At 70.5% G+C, this 13581-nt stretch carries 9 protein-coding genes; 6 read left to right on the top strand and 3 right to left on the bottom strand.

Annotated features, from left to right (window positions below; all coding sequences use genetic code 11):
• The first annotated feature begins 90 nt into the window (after window positions 1-90).
• Both manA and RKD23_RS03650 read left to right on the top strand, forming a co-directional pair.
• Complete coding sequence (gene manA / locus RKD23_RS03645; RefSeq protein WP_424852267.1) at window positions 91-1293, top strand: mannose-6-phosphate isomerase, class I; 1203 nt, start codon at window positions 91-93, stop codon at window positions 1291-1293.
• Between the two features lie 275 nt (window positions 1294-1568).
• The gene (locus tag RKD23_RS03650) at window positions 1569-3212 is read left to right on the top strand and encodes a cellulase family glycosylhydrolase (RefSeq protein WP_424852268.1); all 1644 of its coding nucleotides are present in this window, start codon (window positions 1569-1571) and stop codon (window positions 3210-3212) included.
• 123 nt (window positions 3213-3335) lie between these two features.
• On the opposite strand, the gene RKD23_RS03655 is transcribed toward RKD23_RS03650, so the two are convergent.
• Window positions 3336-4406: a LacI family DNA-binding transcriptional regulator gene (locus RKD23_RS03655; protein ID WP_424852269.1), complete on the bottom strand. Its 1071-nt coding sequence runs from the start codon at window positions 4404-4406 to the stop codon at window positions 3336-3338.
• Complete coding sequence (locus RKD23_RS03660; protein WP_424852270.1) at window positions 4403-6802, bottom strand: glycoside hydrolase family 2 protein; 2400 nt, start codon at window positions 6800-6802, stop codon at window positions 4403-4405. The genes RKD23_RS03655 and RKD23_RS03660 overlap by 4 nt, the downstream gene beginning before the upstream one ends.
• 268 nt (window positions 6803-7070) lie before the next feature.
• Between RKD23_RS03660 and RKD23_RS03665 the strand changes: the two genes are divergently transcribed.
• The 3 genes from RKD23_RS03665 to RKD23_RS03675 all read left to right on the top strand — a co-directional run bounded on the left by RKD23_RS03665 (window position 7071) and on the right by RKD23_RS03675 (window position 11003).
• Window positions 7071-8399 carry an ABC transporter substrate-binding protein gene (locus RKD23_RS03665; RefSeq protein ID WP_424852271.1) on the top strand — a complete coding sequence of 443 codons (1329 nt, stop codon included), beginning with the start codon at window positions 7071-7073 and terminating at the stop codon, window positions 8397-8399.
• A gap of 787 nt (window positions 8400-9186) precedes the next feature.
• Window positions 9187-10158: a carbohydrate ABC transporter permease gene (locus RKD23_RS03670; protein WP_424852272.1), complete on the top strand. Its 972-nt coding sequence runs from the start codon at window positions 9187-9189 to the stop codon at window positions 10156-10158.
• A complete protein-coding gene (locus RKD23_RS03675) occupies window positions 10155-11003 on the top strand; it encodes a carbohydrate ABC transporter permease (protein ID WP_424852273.1) in 849 nt (282 codons plus the stop codon). Before RKD23_RS03670 ends, RKD23_RS03675 begins: the two co-directional genes overlap by 4 nt.
• A gap of 46 nt (window positions 11004-11049) precedes the next feature.
• On the opposite strand, the gene RKD23_RS03680 is transcribed toward RKD23_RS03675, so the two are convergent.
• Entirely contained in the window at window positions 11050-12726 is a 1677-nt protein-coding gene (locus RKD23_RS03680) for a cellulase family glycosylhydrolase (RefSeq protein WP_424852274.1), read from the bottom strand.
• A gap of 231 nt (window positions 12727-12957) precedes the next feature.
• Between RKD23_RS03680 and RKD23_RS03685 the strand changes: the two genes are divergently transcribed.
• Entirely contained in the window at window positions 12958-13536 is a 579-nt protein-coding gene (locus RKD23_RS03685) for a TetR/AcrR family transcriptional regulator (protein WP_424852275.1), read from the top strand.
• Window positions 13537-13581: the final 45 nt, after the last annotated feature.

Below are 13581 nucleotides of genomic sequence, written 5' to 3' on the forward strand. Positions count from 1 at the left end.
TGAAGCCCTCGCCCCGACCCCGCTTCCGCCACCCGCCCCCCTCATCGACACCCCACCACGCCCCCACAAGCCCCCGAAAGGACCCACCCCATGGACCGACTCATCAACACCGTGCGCCCCTACCCCTGGGGCTCCACCACAGCCCTGCCCAAGCTGATGGGCATCGCGCCGGACGGCTCTCCGCAGGCCGAGCTGTGGATGGGGGCGCACCCTGCGGCGCCCTCGTATGCCGAACGGGCGGGGCGGCAGGAGGGGCTGGACAAGGTGGTCGGGGCGGATCCGCGGGGGGAGTTGGGTGACTGGGTGGTCGACCGCTTCGGAGCGAGGCTGCCGTTCCTGCTCAAACTGCTCGCGGCGGACGCCCCGTTGTCGCTCCAGGTCCACCCGGACGCGGCCCAGGCGGCCGAGGGTTTCGCGCGTGAGGAGGAGCGGGGCGTCCCGCTGGACGCGCCGCAGCGGTCGTACCGCGATCCTCATCACAAGCCCGAGATGATCGTCGCGCTCGGCCCGTTCGAGGGGCTCTGCGGGTTCCGGCCGGCCGGTGCGAGCGCGGATCTGCTGGAGGCGCTGGAAGCAGCGGGGCTCGGTCCGTACGTCGAGGTGCTGCGCTCCCACCCCGAGGAGCGGGCCCTGCGGGAGGTCTTCACCGCCTTCCTCTCCCCCACCCCTGGCCTGCTGGACGACGTCACCGACGCGCTCACGCGGGCGACACGGGAGGGCGGCGAACGGGCGGCGCTGTTCGACGTGTACGACAGGATCGCCAAGGCTCACCCCGGTGACCCCGGCGTGCTGGCCGCTCTCCTGGTCCGGCACGTCCGGCTGGAGCCGGGCGAGGCCCTGTTCCTCGGCGCGGGTGTGCCGCACGCCTATGTGCGGGGTCTGGGCGTGGAGATCATGGCGGCCTCGGACAACGTCCTGCGCTGCGGCCTGACGGACAAGCATGTGGACGTGCCCGAGCTGCTGCGCGTGGTGCGCTTCGACGCCGCCCCGGTCCGTCCGTCCGGCCCGGTGTTCGACGCCGGCGGGGAGGACCTCTACCCGGCTCCTGTCGACGACTTCCGCCTCTCCCGCCTACGGGTCCGGGCGGGCGGCGACGCGGACGCGCGGACCCTCGCCGGCGGCGGACCGCAGATCCTGGTGTGCACCGACGGGGCGGTACGGCTGCGCGCTGCGCACGGGGACGTTCTGCTCACCGCGGGCCGCTCCGCCTATGTGCCCCACGGCGAGCGCGTCACCGTATCGGGAGAGGGCACGGTGTTCCGCGCGACGGTTCCCGTACCGCCCGCCAACTGAACCACAGCTAAACTTAACCGGTTTCGTCCAGCCTGTTGTCTCCCCCGTTTTCCTTCCCTAGCCTCATTTCCGGCCACCGATCGGATGCGCTCAACTGCCGCTGCTTTCTCGGGTATTCCGGCACCCCGCATTTCTGCGCACGGCGTGTGATCCACGCCTGACCAGGGGCGCCGACAGAAGAGCCGACGTGCGAAATGAGTCCATGATCCATTTCCCTCCGCGCGGGCCGGCCGGCGTTCCGGCCGGCCCGCGCGGGCGACCACAGGAGAACAGGGATGAGAAGAATGCTGGCCGCCACGGCGGGAGCGCTGCTGGCCGTCACGGCATCGGTGCTGGCGGCACCGCCCTCGACCGCCCAGCCGACCGAGTCGGCCGAGTCGGTCCAGGCCGCCGCCGGGTTCCACGTCGCCGACGGACGGCTGCTGGACGCCAACGGCAAGGATTTCGTGATGCGCGGCGTCAACCACGCCCACACCTGGTACCCCACCCGGACCACGCAGGCACTGAAGGACATCAAGGCGCTGGGCGCGAACGCCGTACGGGTGGTCCTGAGCACGGGCGACCGCTGGACGCGCAACGACGCCACGGACGTCGCCTCGATCGTCGCCCAGTGCAAGCAGAACCGTCTCGTCTGCGTCCTGGAGGCGCACGACACCACCGGCTACGGCGAACAGAGCGGCGCCGTCTCCCTGGACCGCGCGGTGGACTACTGGGTGAGCGTCAAGGGCGCGGTGGAGGGCGAGGAGGAGTACGTCGTCCTGAACCTCGGGAACGAGCCGCACGGCAACTCCGGCTATTCCGCCTGGACTTCCGACACCAAGGGCGCCATCGCCCGGATGCGCTCGGCCGGCTTCGATCACACGCTGATGGTCGACGCGCCCAACTGGGGCCAGGACTGGTCGTTCACCATGCGCGACAATGCCGAGAGCGTGTTCGCCGCGGATCCGGACCGCAACACCGTGTTCTCCATCCACATGTACGGCGTGTTCGACACGGCCACCGAGGTGCAGGACTACCTCAACCGGTTCACTTCACGCAAACTCCCCCTGGTCGTCGGGGAATTCGGCGACTTCCACTCCGACGGCGACCCGGACGAGAACGCCATCATGGCGGCGGCCCGGCAGCTCGGCATCGGCTACCTGGGCTGGTCCTGGAGCGGCAACGGCGGGGGCGTCGAGTATCTCGACATGGCGTCCGGCTTCGACGCCTCGCAGCTGACGCCGTGGGGCCGCCGGATCTTCAGCGGCACGGACGGCATCCAGCAGACCGCCCGCGAGGCGAGCGTCTTCTCCGGCGGCGGCACCGACACCCAGGCCCCGACGGCACCGGGCACTCCCACGGCCGCCGAGGTCACCGCGACCGGAGTCAGGCTCTCCTGGGCGCCGGCCACCGACAACGTGGGGGTCGCCGGATACGACGTCGTCCGGCTGGACGGCACCCAGGAGACGCGCGTGGCGACCGGCACCTCCACCGGCGCCACGGTCACCGGGCTGTCCCCGTCCACCGCGTACAGCTTCGCCGTGTACGCCCGTGACGCCGCCGGAAACCGCTCCGCCCGCTCGGGCGCCCTCCAGGTGACCACCACCAGCGGCTCCACGAACGGCAGTTGTGCGGTGGCGTACCGGCTGAGCGACTGGGGCTCCACCTTCAACGCCGACGTGACCATCCGCAACACCGGCACCACCGCCGTGAAGGGCTGGCAACTCGACTTCGCCTTCCCGGGCGCGCAGAAGGTCAACTCCGCCTGGAACGCCAAGGTCGTCCAGCAGAACACTCAGGTGCGGGCCACCCATGAGTCCTGGACGGAGACGATCCCGGCGGGCGGCTCGGTGAGCTTCGGCTTCAACGGCAGCTCCACAGGGACGAACGGCATCCCTGCCGCCTTCACCCTCAACGGGGCTTCCTGCACCAAGAGTTGAGCCACCCCTCCGAACGCCTGTGCCGGTACGGGGCCGACGTGGCCCTCAGCCCGGCCTGGCGAGGGACGGGGGAACAAGGGGGGCCGCACCTGCAAAGGTGCGGCCCCCCTTGATGCACTCTGGTCAGCCCGCGTGCCCCGGTGCGGGCGCAGTGGAGCCGCGCGGGGTGAGGGACGGCGTCGGCACCTGGTGGGGGCCGCTGTGCTCGCCGTTGATGACGTCGAACAGGACCCGCGCCACCTCGGCGCCGAACTGGTGCACGTCATGGCTCATCGCCGACAGCGTGGGATGGGTGATCCGGCACAACTGGGAGTCGTCCCAGGCCAGCAGGGACAGATCGTCGGGGACCGTGAACCCCATCTCGGCGGCCACGCCCGCGCCGGCCACCGCCATGATGTCGTTGTCGTAGACGATCGCGGTCGGCCTCCGGGCCCCGAGCAGCAGGGAACGGGTGGCCCGTGCCCCCTCCTTCTCCTCGAAGCCGGTGGCGATCTGCGGCGCCTCCTCCAGGCCGAGTTGACGGACGGTCTCCGCGAACGCCCGGGTCCTGATGCCGCTGTGGCCGAGGTCGGCCGGTCCGCCGACGCGCGCGATCCGCCGGTGGCCGAGGGCGGCCAGATAGCGGACCGCCTCACCGACCGCGGAGGCGTCGTCGGTCCACACCGCCGGCAAGGGCCCGGCCAGGGAGGGGTGGCCGACCGCCACCGCGGGCATGCCGAGGCCCTCCAGCGACGGGATCCGCGGGTCGCCCTCACGCAGGTCGACCACGATCGCCCCGGCGATCATGCGGCCCCGCCACCACTCCTTGTACAGGCCGGTCTCCTCGTCGAGATCGTGCACCAGCCGCAGCAGCAGCGAGCAGGAGCGCTCGGCCAGGACGCTCTCGATGCCGGAGATGAAGTCCATGTAGAACGGCTCCAGGCCCAGCAGCCGGGCGGGCCGGCACAACGCCAGGCCGACGATGTCGATCCGCCGGCTGGACAGGCTGCGCGCGGTCACGCTGGGCGCCCAGCCCAGCTCCCGGGCCGCCGCGAAGATCCGCTCCCGGGTGGCCGCGGAGACGCCGGGCTTGTGGTTGAACGCCAGCGACACCGCGCCTTTGGAGACCCCCGCCCGCGCGGCGACGTCCTTGATGGTGACGCGCTCCGGCGCGCCGCCGGAAACCCCGGGTCCGCTCCCCGCCGCGCCGCTCACACCACGTCCACGCAGAACAGGGCCGCACGCACCGCGTCGGCGTCGACGGCTCCGCAGCCGCCGACGCGGATACGGGTGCGTTCGCCGGGCAGCAGGGTCTGCGGGCCGCGGTCACAGACGGCGGCCGGGTCGAGCCGGTCGGGCTGCAGCAGGAGGTCTCTGACGAGGGTACGGGCGGTCACCACGACATCGACCTTATCCTCCTGCCCCGGCACCGGCTCCACCTCGATGTCGAATCGGGGCCGCGGGTAGCCGAAGTCCTTGTCCGCGACGGGGAAGTGCAGCGCGCGCAGCCCGTCGGCATCGGCCACCAGGAACTCCTTGGCGGACCCGGCGGCCGGCGCCAGCCCGTCGGGCACGGGCAGCCGGAGCACCTCGCGCGGTCCGGCCTCGGCGTCCAGCACACCCTCGTCGAGTACGGTGCCGTCGGCCGCCACTCGCAGCAGCGTGACCCGGGTGTGCCAGGGCTCGGCGGACTGGTTGATCACCGCGAGCACCAGGCCCGGCCCGTCCGGCTGGAGGGTCAGCAGGCGGTCGGCGTAGACGCGGCGCAGTTCGTGATGGAGGGGCTTGAGGCGGCCGTCGCCGTCGACGGCGGCCCAGGAGGTCACCGGCCAGCAGTCGTTGAGCTGCCAGACGACGGTTCCGGCGCACACCGGCCAGTGGGAACGCCAGTGCTCGATCCCGGCGGCGACGGCGCGGGCCTGGACGAGCTGGGTGAGGTAGTGCCAGCGGTCGAAGTCGCCCTCGGGCAGCGGGAAGTGGCGGGCCACACCGCGGTTCAGCTTGCCGTTGCCGTCCTCGGCCTTCTGGTGGTGGAGCATTCCGGGCGAGTCGGGGGCGAGCTGCTCGCCGGGGAGTGCGCGGCGCAGGGTGGCCAGGGCGGGCGGTGCCTGCCAGCCGAACTCGGCGACGAAGCGCGGCACACTGGCCCGGTACTCGGCGTAGTCCTGCCGGTTCCACACCTCCCAGGAGTGGTGGGTGCCGTGGGCGGGGTCGTTGGGGTGGTGGTCCCAGGATCCGGACCAGGGGCTGCCGGCGGTGTAGGGGCGGGTGGGGTCGAGTTCGGCGACGATACGGGGCAGCAGTCCGAGGTAGTAGCCCTCGCCCCAGGAGTCGCCGGCGAGCGTGGGCTCCCAGCCCCAGTCGCGGAAGCCCCAGAGGTTCTCGTTGTTGCCGTTCCAGAGGATCAGGGAGGGGTGCGGCATCAGCCGGACAACGTTGTCGCGGGCCTCTGCCTCCACCTCGCTCCGGAGCGGCTGCTCCTCCGGGTAGGCGGAGCAGGCGAAGAGGAAGTCCTGCCAGACCATCAGGCCGAGTTCGTCGCAGACGTCGTAGAAGGCGTCGTCCTCGTAGATGCCGCCGCCCCAGACGCGTACGAGATCGACGTTGGCGTCGGCGGCCTGGGTCAGCCGGGTGCGGTAGCGCTCGGCGGTGACGCGGGAGGGGAAGGCGTCGTCGGGGATCCAGTTGACGCCGCGCGCGAAGATCCGTACGCCGTTGACGACGAGGGTGAAGCCGGTGCCGTGCTCGTCGGCCGAGCGGTCGAGTTCGACGGTGCGGAAGCCGACGCGGCGGTGCCAGGTGTCGAGGGGGCCGTCGTCGTCGGAGAGCGTGATGTCCAGGTCGTACAGGGGCTGTTCGCCGTAGCCGCGGGGCCACCACAGGCGGGGGCCGGGCACCTCCAGGCGCAGGACCGCCTCGTCGCCGGTGAAGTCGGTCTCGGCCCGGACCCCGGCGATACGGGCCTCGGCGTGCAGGGTGCGGCCGCGGCCGAGGGCGGTGCGCTCGGTGTCGAGGCGCACCTCGACGCGGCCGGTGCCGTCCTCGACGGTGATCACGGGGCGCACGGCGGCGAGGCGGGCGGTGGACCAGTGCTCCAGGCGCACCGGCCGCCAGATGCCGGCGGTGACGAGCGTGGGGCCCCAGTCCCAGCCGAAGTTGCAGGCCATCTTGCGGATGTACTGGGAGGGTTCGGGATACACGTTGGGCCGCTCGCCGACGGCCGCGCGGACCGACTCGGCCTCGTCGTAGGCGGAGGCGAAGCGGACGAGGAGTTCGCCGGTGCGGCCGGTGACGTCGAAGCGGTGGACGCGGTGCATGTTGCGGGTGGTGCCGAGGGGGCGGCCGTCCAGGGTGACGGAGGCGGCGGTGTCCAGGCCGTCGAATACCAGGTCGGTGCGCTCATGGGGGCTGTCGTGGTGCAGCCGGGCGACATAGGTCCAGGGGCGGCGGCCGACCCAGGCGACCTCGGACTCGGCGAGGCCGAGGAAGGGGTCCGGGACGACCCCCGCGGCCATCAGGTCGGTGTGGACGCAGCCCGGCACCCGGGCCTCGAGCAACTCCTCGCCGTGGCGCAGGCTCCAGCCCTCGGTGAGCTGGGTGACGTCCTTCATGGTGCGGCTCCAATCGCCTGGCGTAAGGCCGGATGGGAAGTGCGACGCGCACACGCTAGCCCGGCGACGGGGAGCTGTCCATAAACCGGTCTAGTCGTCTTCCGTAACAAACGGTGGCCGAATGACCCGCTTTTGTGGGGCTCCAGGGCCGTGATGGTAACGATTGGGTATCGCGCTCGAAATCGGAGCTTTACCGGTTCACCACCGGCTGACATAGTGCCGACATCCCACCCGCAGAGTGAGCCGCGATCCTGAAGGAGCTGGGCACATGGGGAAGAGGAAGACGCTCGCCGGAGCGTTGCTGGCCTCGGCGATCCTGACCGCCACCGGATGCAGCGGTGCAGGGGCACCCTCGGGCGAGGCGGCCTCGGCGCCTGCCGATCCCGCCGACGTCTCGGGCGACATCAAGGTCCTCACGCACCGCACCGACCTGGTCCAGGACGGCACGATGGCGAAGTACGCCGCCGAGTTCAACAAGACCTACCCGAAGGTGAAGGTGAAGTTCGAGGCCCTCACCGACTACGAGGGCGAGGTCAAGATCCGGATGAACACCACGGACTACGGCGACGTCCTCATGATCCCGGGCGCCGTGGCCAAGAACGACTACCCGAAGTTCTTCGCCCCCTTGGGCAGCGCCGCCGAACTGAGCGGGAAGTACCGGTTCAGCGACAAGACCGACGTCGACGGCAAGGTCTACGGCATCGCCCAGTTCGGCACCGCCAACGGCTTCGTCTACAACAAGGCCGTCTGGAAGAAGGCCGGCGTCACCGACTGGCCGACCACGCCCGCGGAGTTCCTCGACGGCCTGCGGGCGATCGAGGCGAAGACGGACGCGGTGCCGTACTACACCAACTTCAAGGACGGCTGGCCGCTGACCGCCTGGAGCAACAACATCGGCTCGGTCACCTGCGACACCGGCGCCAACGACAAGCTCGCCGGGGCCGTCTCTCCCTGGAAGGCGGGCGGCGAGCTCAGCGTCATCGACACGCTGCTGCACGACATCGTCGCGGACGACCTGTCCGAGAAGGACCCCAACACCACCAACTGGGAAGCCTCCAAGGGCATGATCGCCAAGGGCGAGATCGCCACCATGCAGCTCGGCTCCTGGGCGATCACCCAGATGCGCGCCGCCGCCGACAAGGCGGGCACCGACCCCGACGACATCGGCTTCATGCCGTTCCCCGTCCAGAAGGACGGCAAGTTCTGCGCCACGCTCGTCTCCGACTACCAGCAGGCGGTCAACGCCCACTCCGACCACAAGGCCGCGGCCCGCGCGTGGATCGACTGGTTCACCCAGAAGTCGGGCTACTCGACCAAGGAGGGCGCCGTCCCCGCGCTGAAGTCCGCCCCCATGCCGGACACCCTCAAGGACTTCGTTGACAACGATGTCACCTTCGTCGAGCGCTCCGAGGCCAAGACCGGCCAGGTCAACGCCATCGACAACCTGGCCGAGATCGGGCTCGCCAAGCCCGACTACCGGCAGCAGCTGGTGGATCTCGCACGGGGTGCGCGCAAGGGGGACCTGAAGGGCTTCTTCGCAGACCTCGACGAGCGATGGAACGAGGCTGCGCGCAGCGCGGGTGCCTCCGGCGGTTGAGCGGGCTGATGGGGCGGGCGTGGATCTGGGCTCGGGTGGGTGTGGTCGGTGGGGCGGGGTGGCTGGTGGTGGGTCCTGCGCGTGGCCCTGCGGGGCCGGGTGTGGCTGGGCTCGTCGCGGGTCCTGTGCCTGGCCACGTACGGCTGGTGGGGCTGGCTCGTTGCGCCCCGCGCCTCGCCCGGGATGTGGCTGCGGGGGCTGGGCTGGTCGCAGGCCCTGCACGTCGCCGGGAGCGGTCGCCGGGGCCGGCCAGTCGCGGTGCCTACACCTCGCCGGGAGCGGCTTCCGGGACTGGCTGGCCGCGGCGCCAGTGCCTGCCCAGCTCTGCGTTGGTGAGCCCGGCCGACGCCGACTCCCAGGTCGGCCGACCCCTGCCGGTTCTCGGAGCCACGCGACACCCGAGCCCCACCCCAGCCGGATCTCGGAGCCACCCGACCCCCGACTCCAACCCCGGCCAGGTCGCGGAGTCACCCGACACCCCCTCCAACCCCGGCCGGATCTCCGCTCCACACCCCGCCGGCTCACCAGAACTCGCCCTCGCACCCCGCCCGATCCTCGACGGCGTACCCGGAGGGGCTCGTCCCACCGGCGGTCGGTCCCGAGCAGGCCGCCGCCGGGAAGCCGGGGTCGGCCCGATCTCCGGACGCCTCCCGCCCCGGGGCGAGACCGCGAGGTCGAGCCCCGTCCGTAGGGGCCAGTCGTCGGCCTCGGTTCGTGTGGCCGGGGTCGGCCGGCCCCCTGTTGCTTGCCCGTATGTCGCTGTTCGGCGTAGACGAAAGGCCCGATCATGACCGAGACGACCGATGCGGTGGGTGCGCGGCCGCCGCGTACCGGTGTGCCGCCGAGCAGGAAGGTGCGGGGGGCGGCCTCGCCCGGTGGGTGGCGCCGCGGTGGCGGACTGTTGCGCCGGCTGACGCCGTGGCTGTTTCTCGCCGTGCCGCTGACCCTGCTGATCACGTTCACCTATGTCCCGGTGGGGAACATGATCTACTACAGCTTCACCGACTGGGACGGTGTCAGCCCCGACCGCAACTTCACGGGCGTCGACAACTACCGGCAGATCTTCACGCGGCCCGAGCTGTTCCGGGTGTTCTTCGTGAGCGGCTACTACCTGGCCGCGTCCGCCGTGCAGATCGTCATCGCGCTGTACTTCGCGACAGTGCTGAGCTTCGACCTGCGCTTCCGGAACTTCTTCAAGGGGATCCTGTTCTTCCCCTACCTGATCAACGGCGTGGCGATCGGCTTCGTCTTCCTCTACTTCTTCCAGGACGGCGGCACGCTCGACTCGGTGCTGTCCTGGTTCGGCAGCGAGCCCGACCACGCCTGGCTGGGCGACCCGACGTCGGCGAACACCTCGCTGGCAGGGGTGTCCGTGTGGCGCTTCACCGGGCTGAACTTCGTCCTCTTCCTCGGCGCGATCCAGTCGATCCCGGGTGAGCTGTACGAGGCGGCGCAGCTGGACGGCGCCTCCCGGTGGCAGCAGTTCAGGCATCTCATCGCGCCCAGCATCCGGCCGGTGCTGAGCCTGAGCGTCATCCTGGCGGTCTCCGGCTCACTGGCCGTGTTCGAGATCCCGTACATCATGACGGCGGGCGCGACGGGGACGTCGACGTTCGTCATCCAGACCGTGAAGCTCGCTTTCCAGTTCAACAAGACGGGCCTGGCCTCCGCGGCGGCCGTCGTCCTGCTGGTGATCATCCTGGTGATCACGTGGATCCAGCGGCGGCTCGTGCCCGACGAGAGGGTGGATCTCGTATGACCCTGTCCCTGCCCGCCCGGCGTCGCCGCCGTATCGGTCCGGTCCTGATCTATCTGTCGCTGGCACTCGCCTCGCTCGTCGTGCTGATCCCGCTGGTCGTCGTCTTCCTCACCTCGCTGAAGACGTCGTCCGAGGTCGACGACGGCGGCGCGCTCTCGCTGCCGCACGACTGGCTGAACCTCGACAACTACGTGACGGCGTTCTCCGACGGGGACATGCTCGCCGCGCTCGGGAACACCGCGTTCATCCTGCTGTTCTCGATCACCGGCACGGTACTCATCGGCTCGATGACGGCGTACGCGATCGACCGCTTCGCCTTCCGCGCCAAGAAGCCGATCATGGCGTTGTTCCTGATCGCGACGCTGGTGCCGGGTGTCACCACGCAGGTCGCGACCTTCCAAGTGGTCAACAGCTTCGGCCTGTTCAACACCCTGTGGGCGCCGATCCTGCTCTACATGGGCACGGACATCGTCTCGATCTACATCTTCCTGCAGTTCATCCGGGGCATCCCCGTCTCGCTGGACGAGGCGGCACGGCTCGACGGCGCCAACTCGCTGACCATCTACTGGAAGATCATCCTGCCGCTGCTGAAGCCGGCGATCGCCACCGTGGTCATCATCAAGGGCATCACCGTCTACAACGACTTCTACATTCCCTTCCTCTACATGCCCTCCGAGGAGCTCGGCACCATCTCCACCGCCCTGTTCCGCTTCAAGGGCCCCTTCGGGGCGCACTGGGAGAACATCTCCGCGGGCACCGTCCTGGTGATCGTCCCGACGCTGATCGTCTTCCTCTTCCTGCAGCGCTACATCTACAGCGGGTTCACGCAGGGGGCGACGAAGTGAGGGGCCCGGGCCGACCGGGTTTCCTCGGCCGGCCCGGGGCGGCGGATCAACTCACCGTGCAGGCACTTCCGTTGAGCGTGAAAGCCGTCGGGGCGGTGTTGGTGGCGCCCTTGGCGGCGATGAAGCCGAGGGTGACCGAGCCGCCGGCGGCGATGGTAGACGTGTAGGAAGCGGGGGTGACGGTCACCGAGCCTCCCGCGGTCTGGGTCGGGGTGCCTCCCCACATGTTGCTGATCGTCTGGCCGTCGGTGAAGGAGAAGCCGAGCCGCCAGCCGCTGAGCGCTGCCGTGCCCGTGTTGCGCAGGACGATCTCGCCCTGGAAGCCGCCGGGCCAGTCGCCCGTGACCCGGTAGCCGACCGCGCAGGAACCGGCCGGGGTGCTCCCGGTGGTGACGTTCACGGTCGCCGAGCGCGTCGAGCGGTTGCCCGCGGCGTCCTTGGCGTAGACGGCGAAGGTGTACGCCGTGTTCGCGGTCAGGCCGGTGACGGTGGCCGAGGTGGTGGTGGAGGCGGCTGCCGCGGTCTCGGAGCCGGAGGCGACGCGGACGACGTCGTAGCCGGTCACGCCGACGTTGTCCGTGGCGGCGGGCCAGGTCAGGGTGACGGAGGTGGCGGTGACGGCGGAGGCCGTCGGGGTGCCGGGCGCGGTCGGCGGCTGGGTGTCGGCGGGGCCGCCGCCCCCGAAGATCGTGGCCTCCTTCGAGGTCTGGGCGATGCCGTTGGCGCCGTGGAAGATGCGCTGACCCCAGGAGCTGAGCCGGGCCGGGTCGAAGTCGGTCGCCAGGTCGAGGATCGGGTCGGTGTTGCCGCTCCACGACCAGGCCAGGTAGCCGAGGCCGAGCCGCTCCGCCTCGGCCATCATCGTGTCCTCGTCCGGGTCGCCCCACTGGTCGGCCGGACCGCCGAACTCACCGATGAGGAGAGGGAGTTTCGCGGTGACGAAGGCGTTGAGGTAGTCGGTGATCTCCTGCGCGGTGTCGAAGACGCTGTACATGTGGATCGAGAAGATCAGGTTGCCGGTGGGGTCGGCGTCGTACACCGTGCGGGCGTTGGCGCGCATGACGCCCTGCCAGTCCTGGCCCCAGTTGGGGGCGTCGACCATGATGGTGTGCTCGAGCCCGGCGGCGCGCAGCTTCTTCACGGCCGCGGTCGTGGGGGCGGTCCAGCCGGCCGGATCGGTGTTGCCCCAGGGTTCGTTGCCGATGTTGACGATGACGTAGTTCTCCTGGCCGGCGAGCACGTCCTTCAGGCCGATCCAGTAGTCGGCCGCCTGGTCGAGGGTGGCGGCCGCGCTCTCTTCGCCGTAGCCGGTGGTGTCGTGCACCTCCAGGACGCAGATCAGGCGGTTGGCCTTGCAGCGCTCGATCACGGCGGTCACGTCGGCGGCGCTGTTGCGGGTCCAGCGGTGGCCGTTGGAGAGCACCACACGGATCGTGTTGGCGCCCAGCGCCTTCACATCGGCCCACGACTGCGTCTCGCCCGTGTACCAGGTGTGGGCGTGGTTGACGCCCCGCATGACGAAGTCGTTGCCGTTGCCCTCGACCAGCCGGCCGTTGCTGATGTGGAGGCCGGTGGCCTGAGCGCCGGACGGCTCCGCGGCGGTCTGCACGGCGGCTTGTGCGGCAGCGGGGGTGAACGCGCCGGTGACGGCCAGCCCGAGGAGGGCGGCCAGCACCGCCAGTAAACCGGTGAGGGTGCGGGGCGTGCTTCTCGTTGGTCTCACTACGACTCCAGAAAGCGGTTGCCGATGGGAGTGGGGTCCCACGTGTTGGGGACGCGTGGGAGCGCTCCCATGAACCCATTGATGCCAAGGACACGTCAAGATGCGTGCGTGAGATAGGTTCTCGGCGGTTCGCCGTTTGCCTACACCCTGTAGGCAAACGCAGAATCCGTTATGGGAGCACAGAGCCATTGCGGGAGCACAGATCCGTTACGGGAGCACAGAGGGAGACCGATGGCACGCGCAGGACTCACCGCGGAGCGCCTGACCCGGGCCGGGGCCGAGCTGGCCGACGAGGTCGGCTTCGAGCAGGTCACCGTCTCCGCGGTCGCCCGGCGCTTCGATGTGAAGGTCGCGAGCCTGTACTCGCACGTGAAGAGCTCGCAGGACCTCAAGACGCGGATCGCCCTGCTCGCCCTGGAGGAACTCGCCGACCGGGCCACGGAGGCCCTGGCCGGCCGGGCCGGCAAGGACGCCCTGCGCGCGCTCGCCGACGTCTACCGCGACTACGCCCGCGAGCACCCCGGCCGGTACGCCGCCGCCCAGCTCCGGCTGGACCCGGAGACCGCGGCCGCCAGCGCCGGCGTACGGCATGCCCGGATGACCCGCGCGCTGCTGCGCGGCTACGACCTCACCGAGCCCGACCAGACGCACGCCGTCCGGCTGCTGGGCAGCGTCTTCCACGGGTACGTCAGCCTGGAGCTCGGCGGCGGCTTCAGCCACAGCGCCCCGGACACCGAGGAGACGTGGAACCGCATCCTGGACGCGCTGGACGCGCTGCTGCGCAACTGGCCCGATCCTGTGCCGACCTGACTGGGGCTCAGCTCGGCCATCGGTGCGCATCGGCCTGGACGAAGG

It is taken from the genome of Streptomyces sp. SAI-170 (assembly GCF_049739565.1).
Classification (GTDB): domain Bacteria; phylum Actinomycetota; class Actinomycetes; order Streptomycetales; family Streptomycetaceae; genus Streptomyces.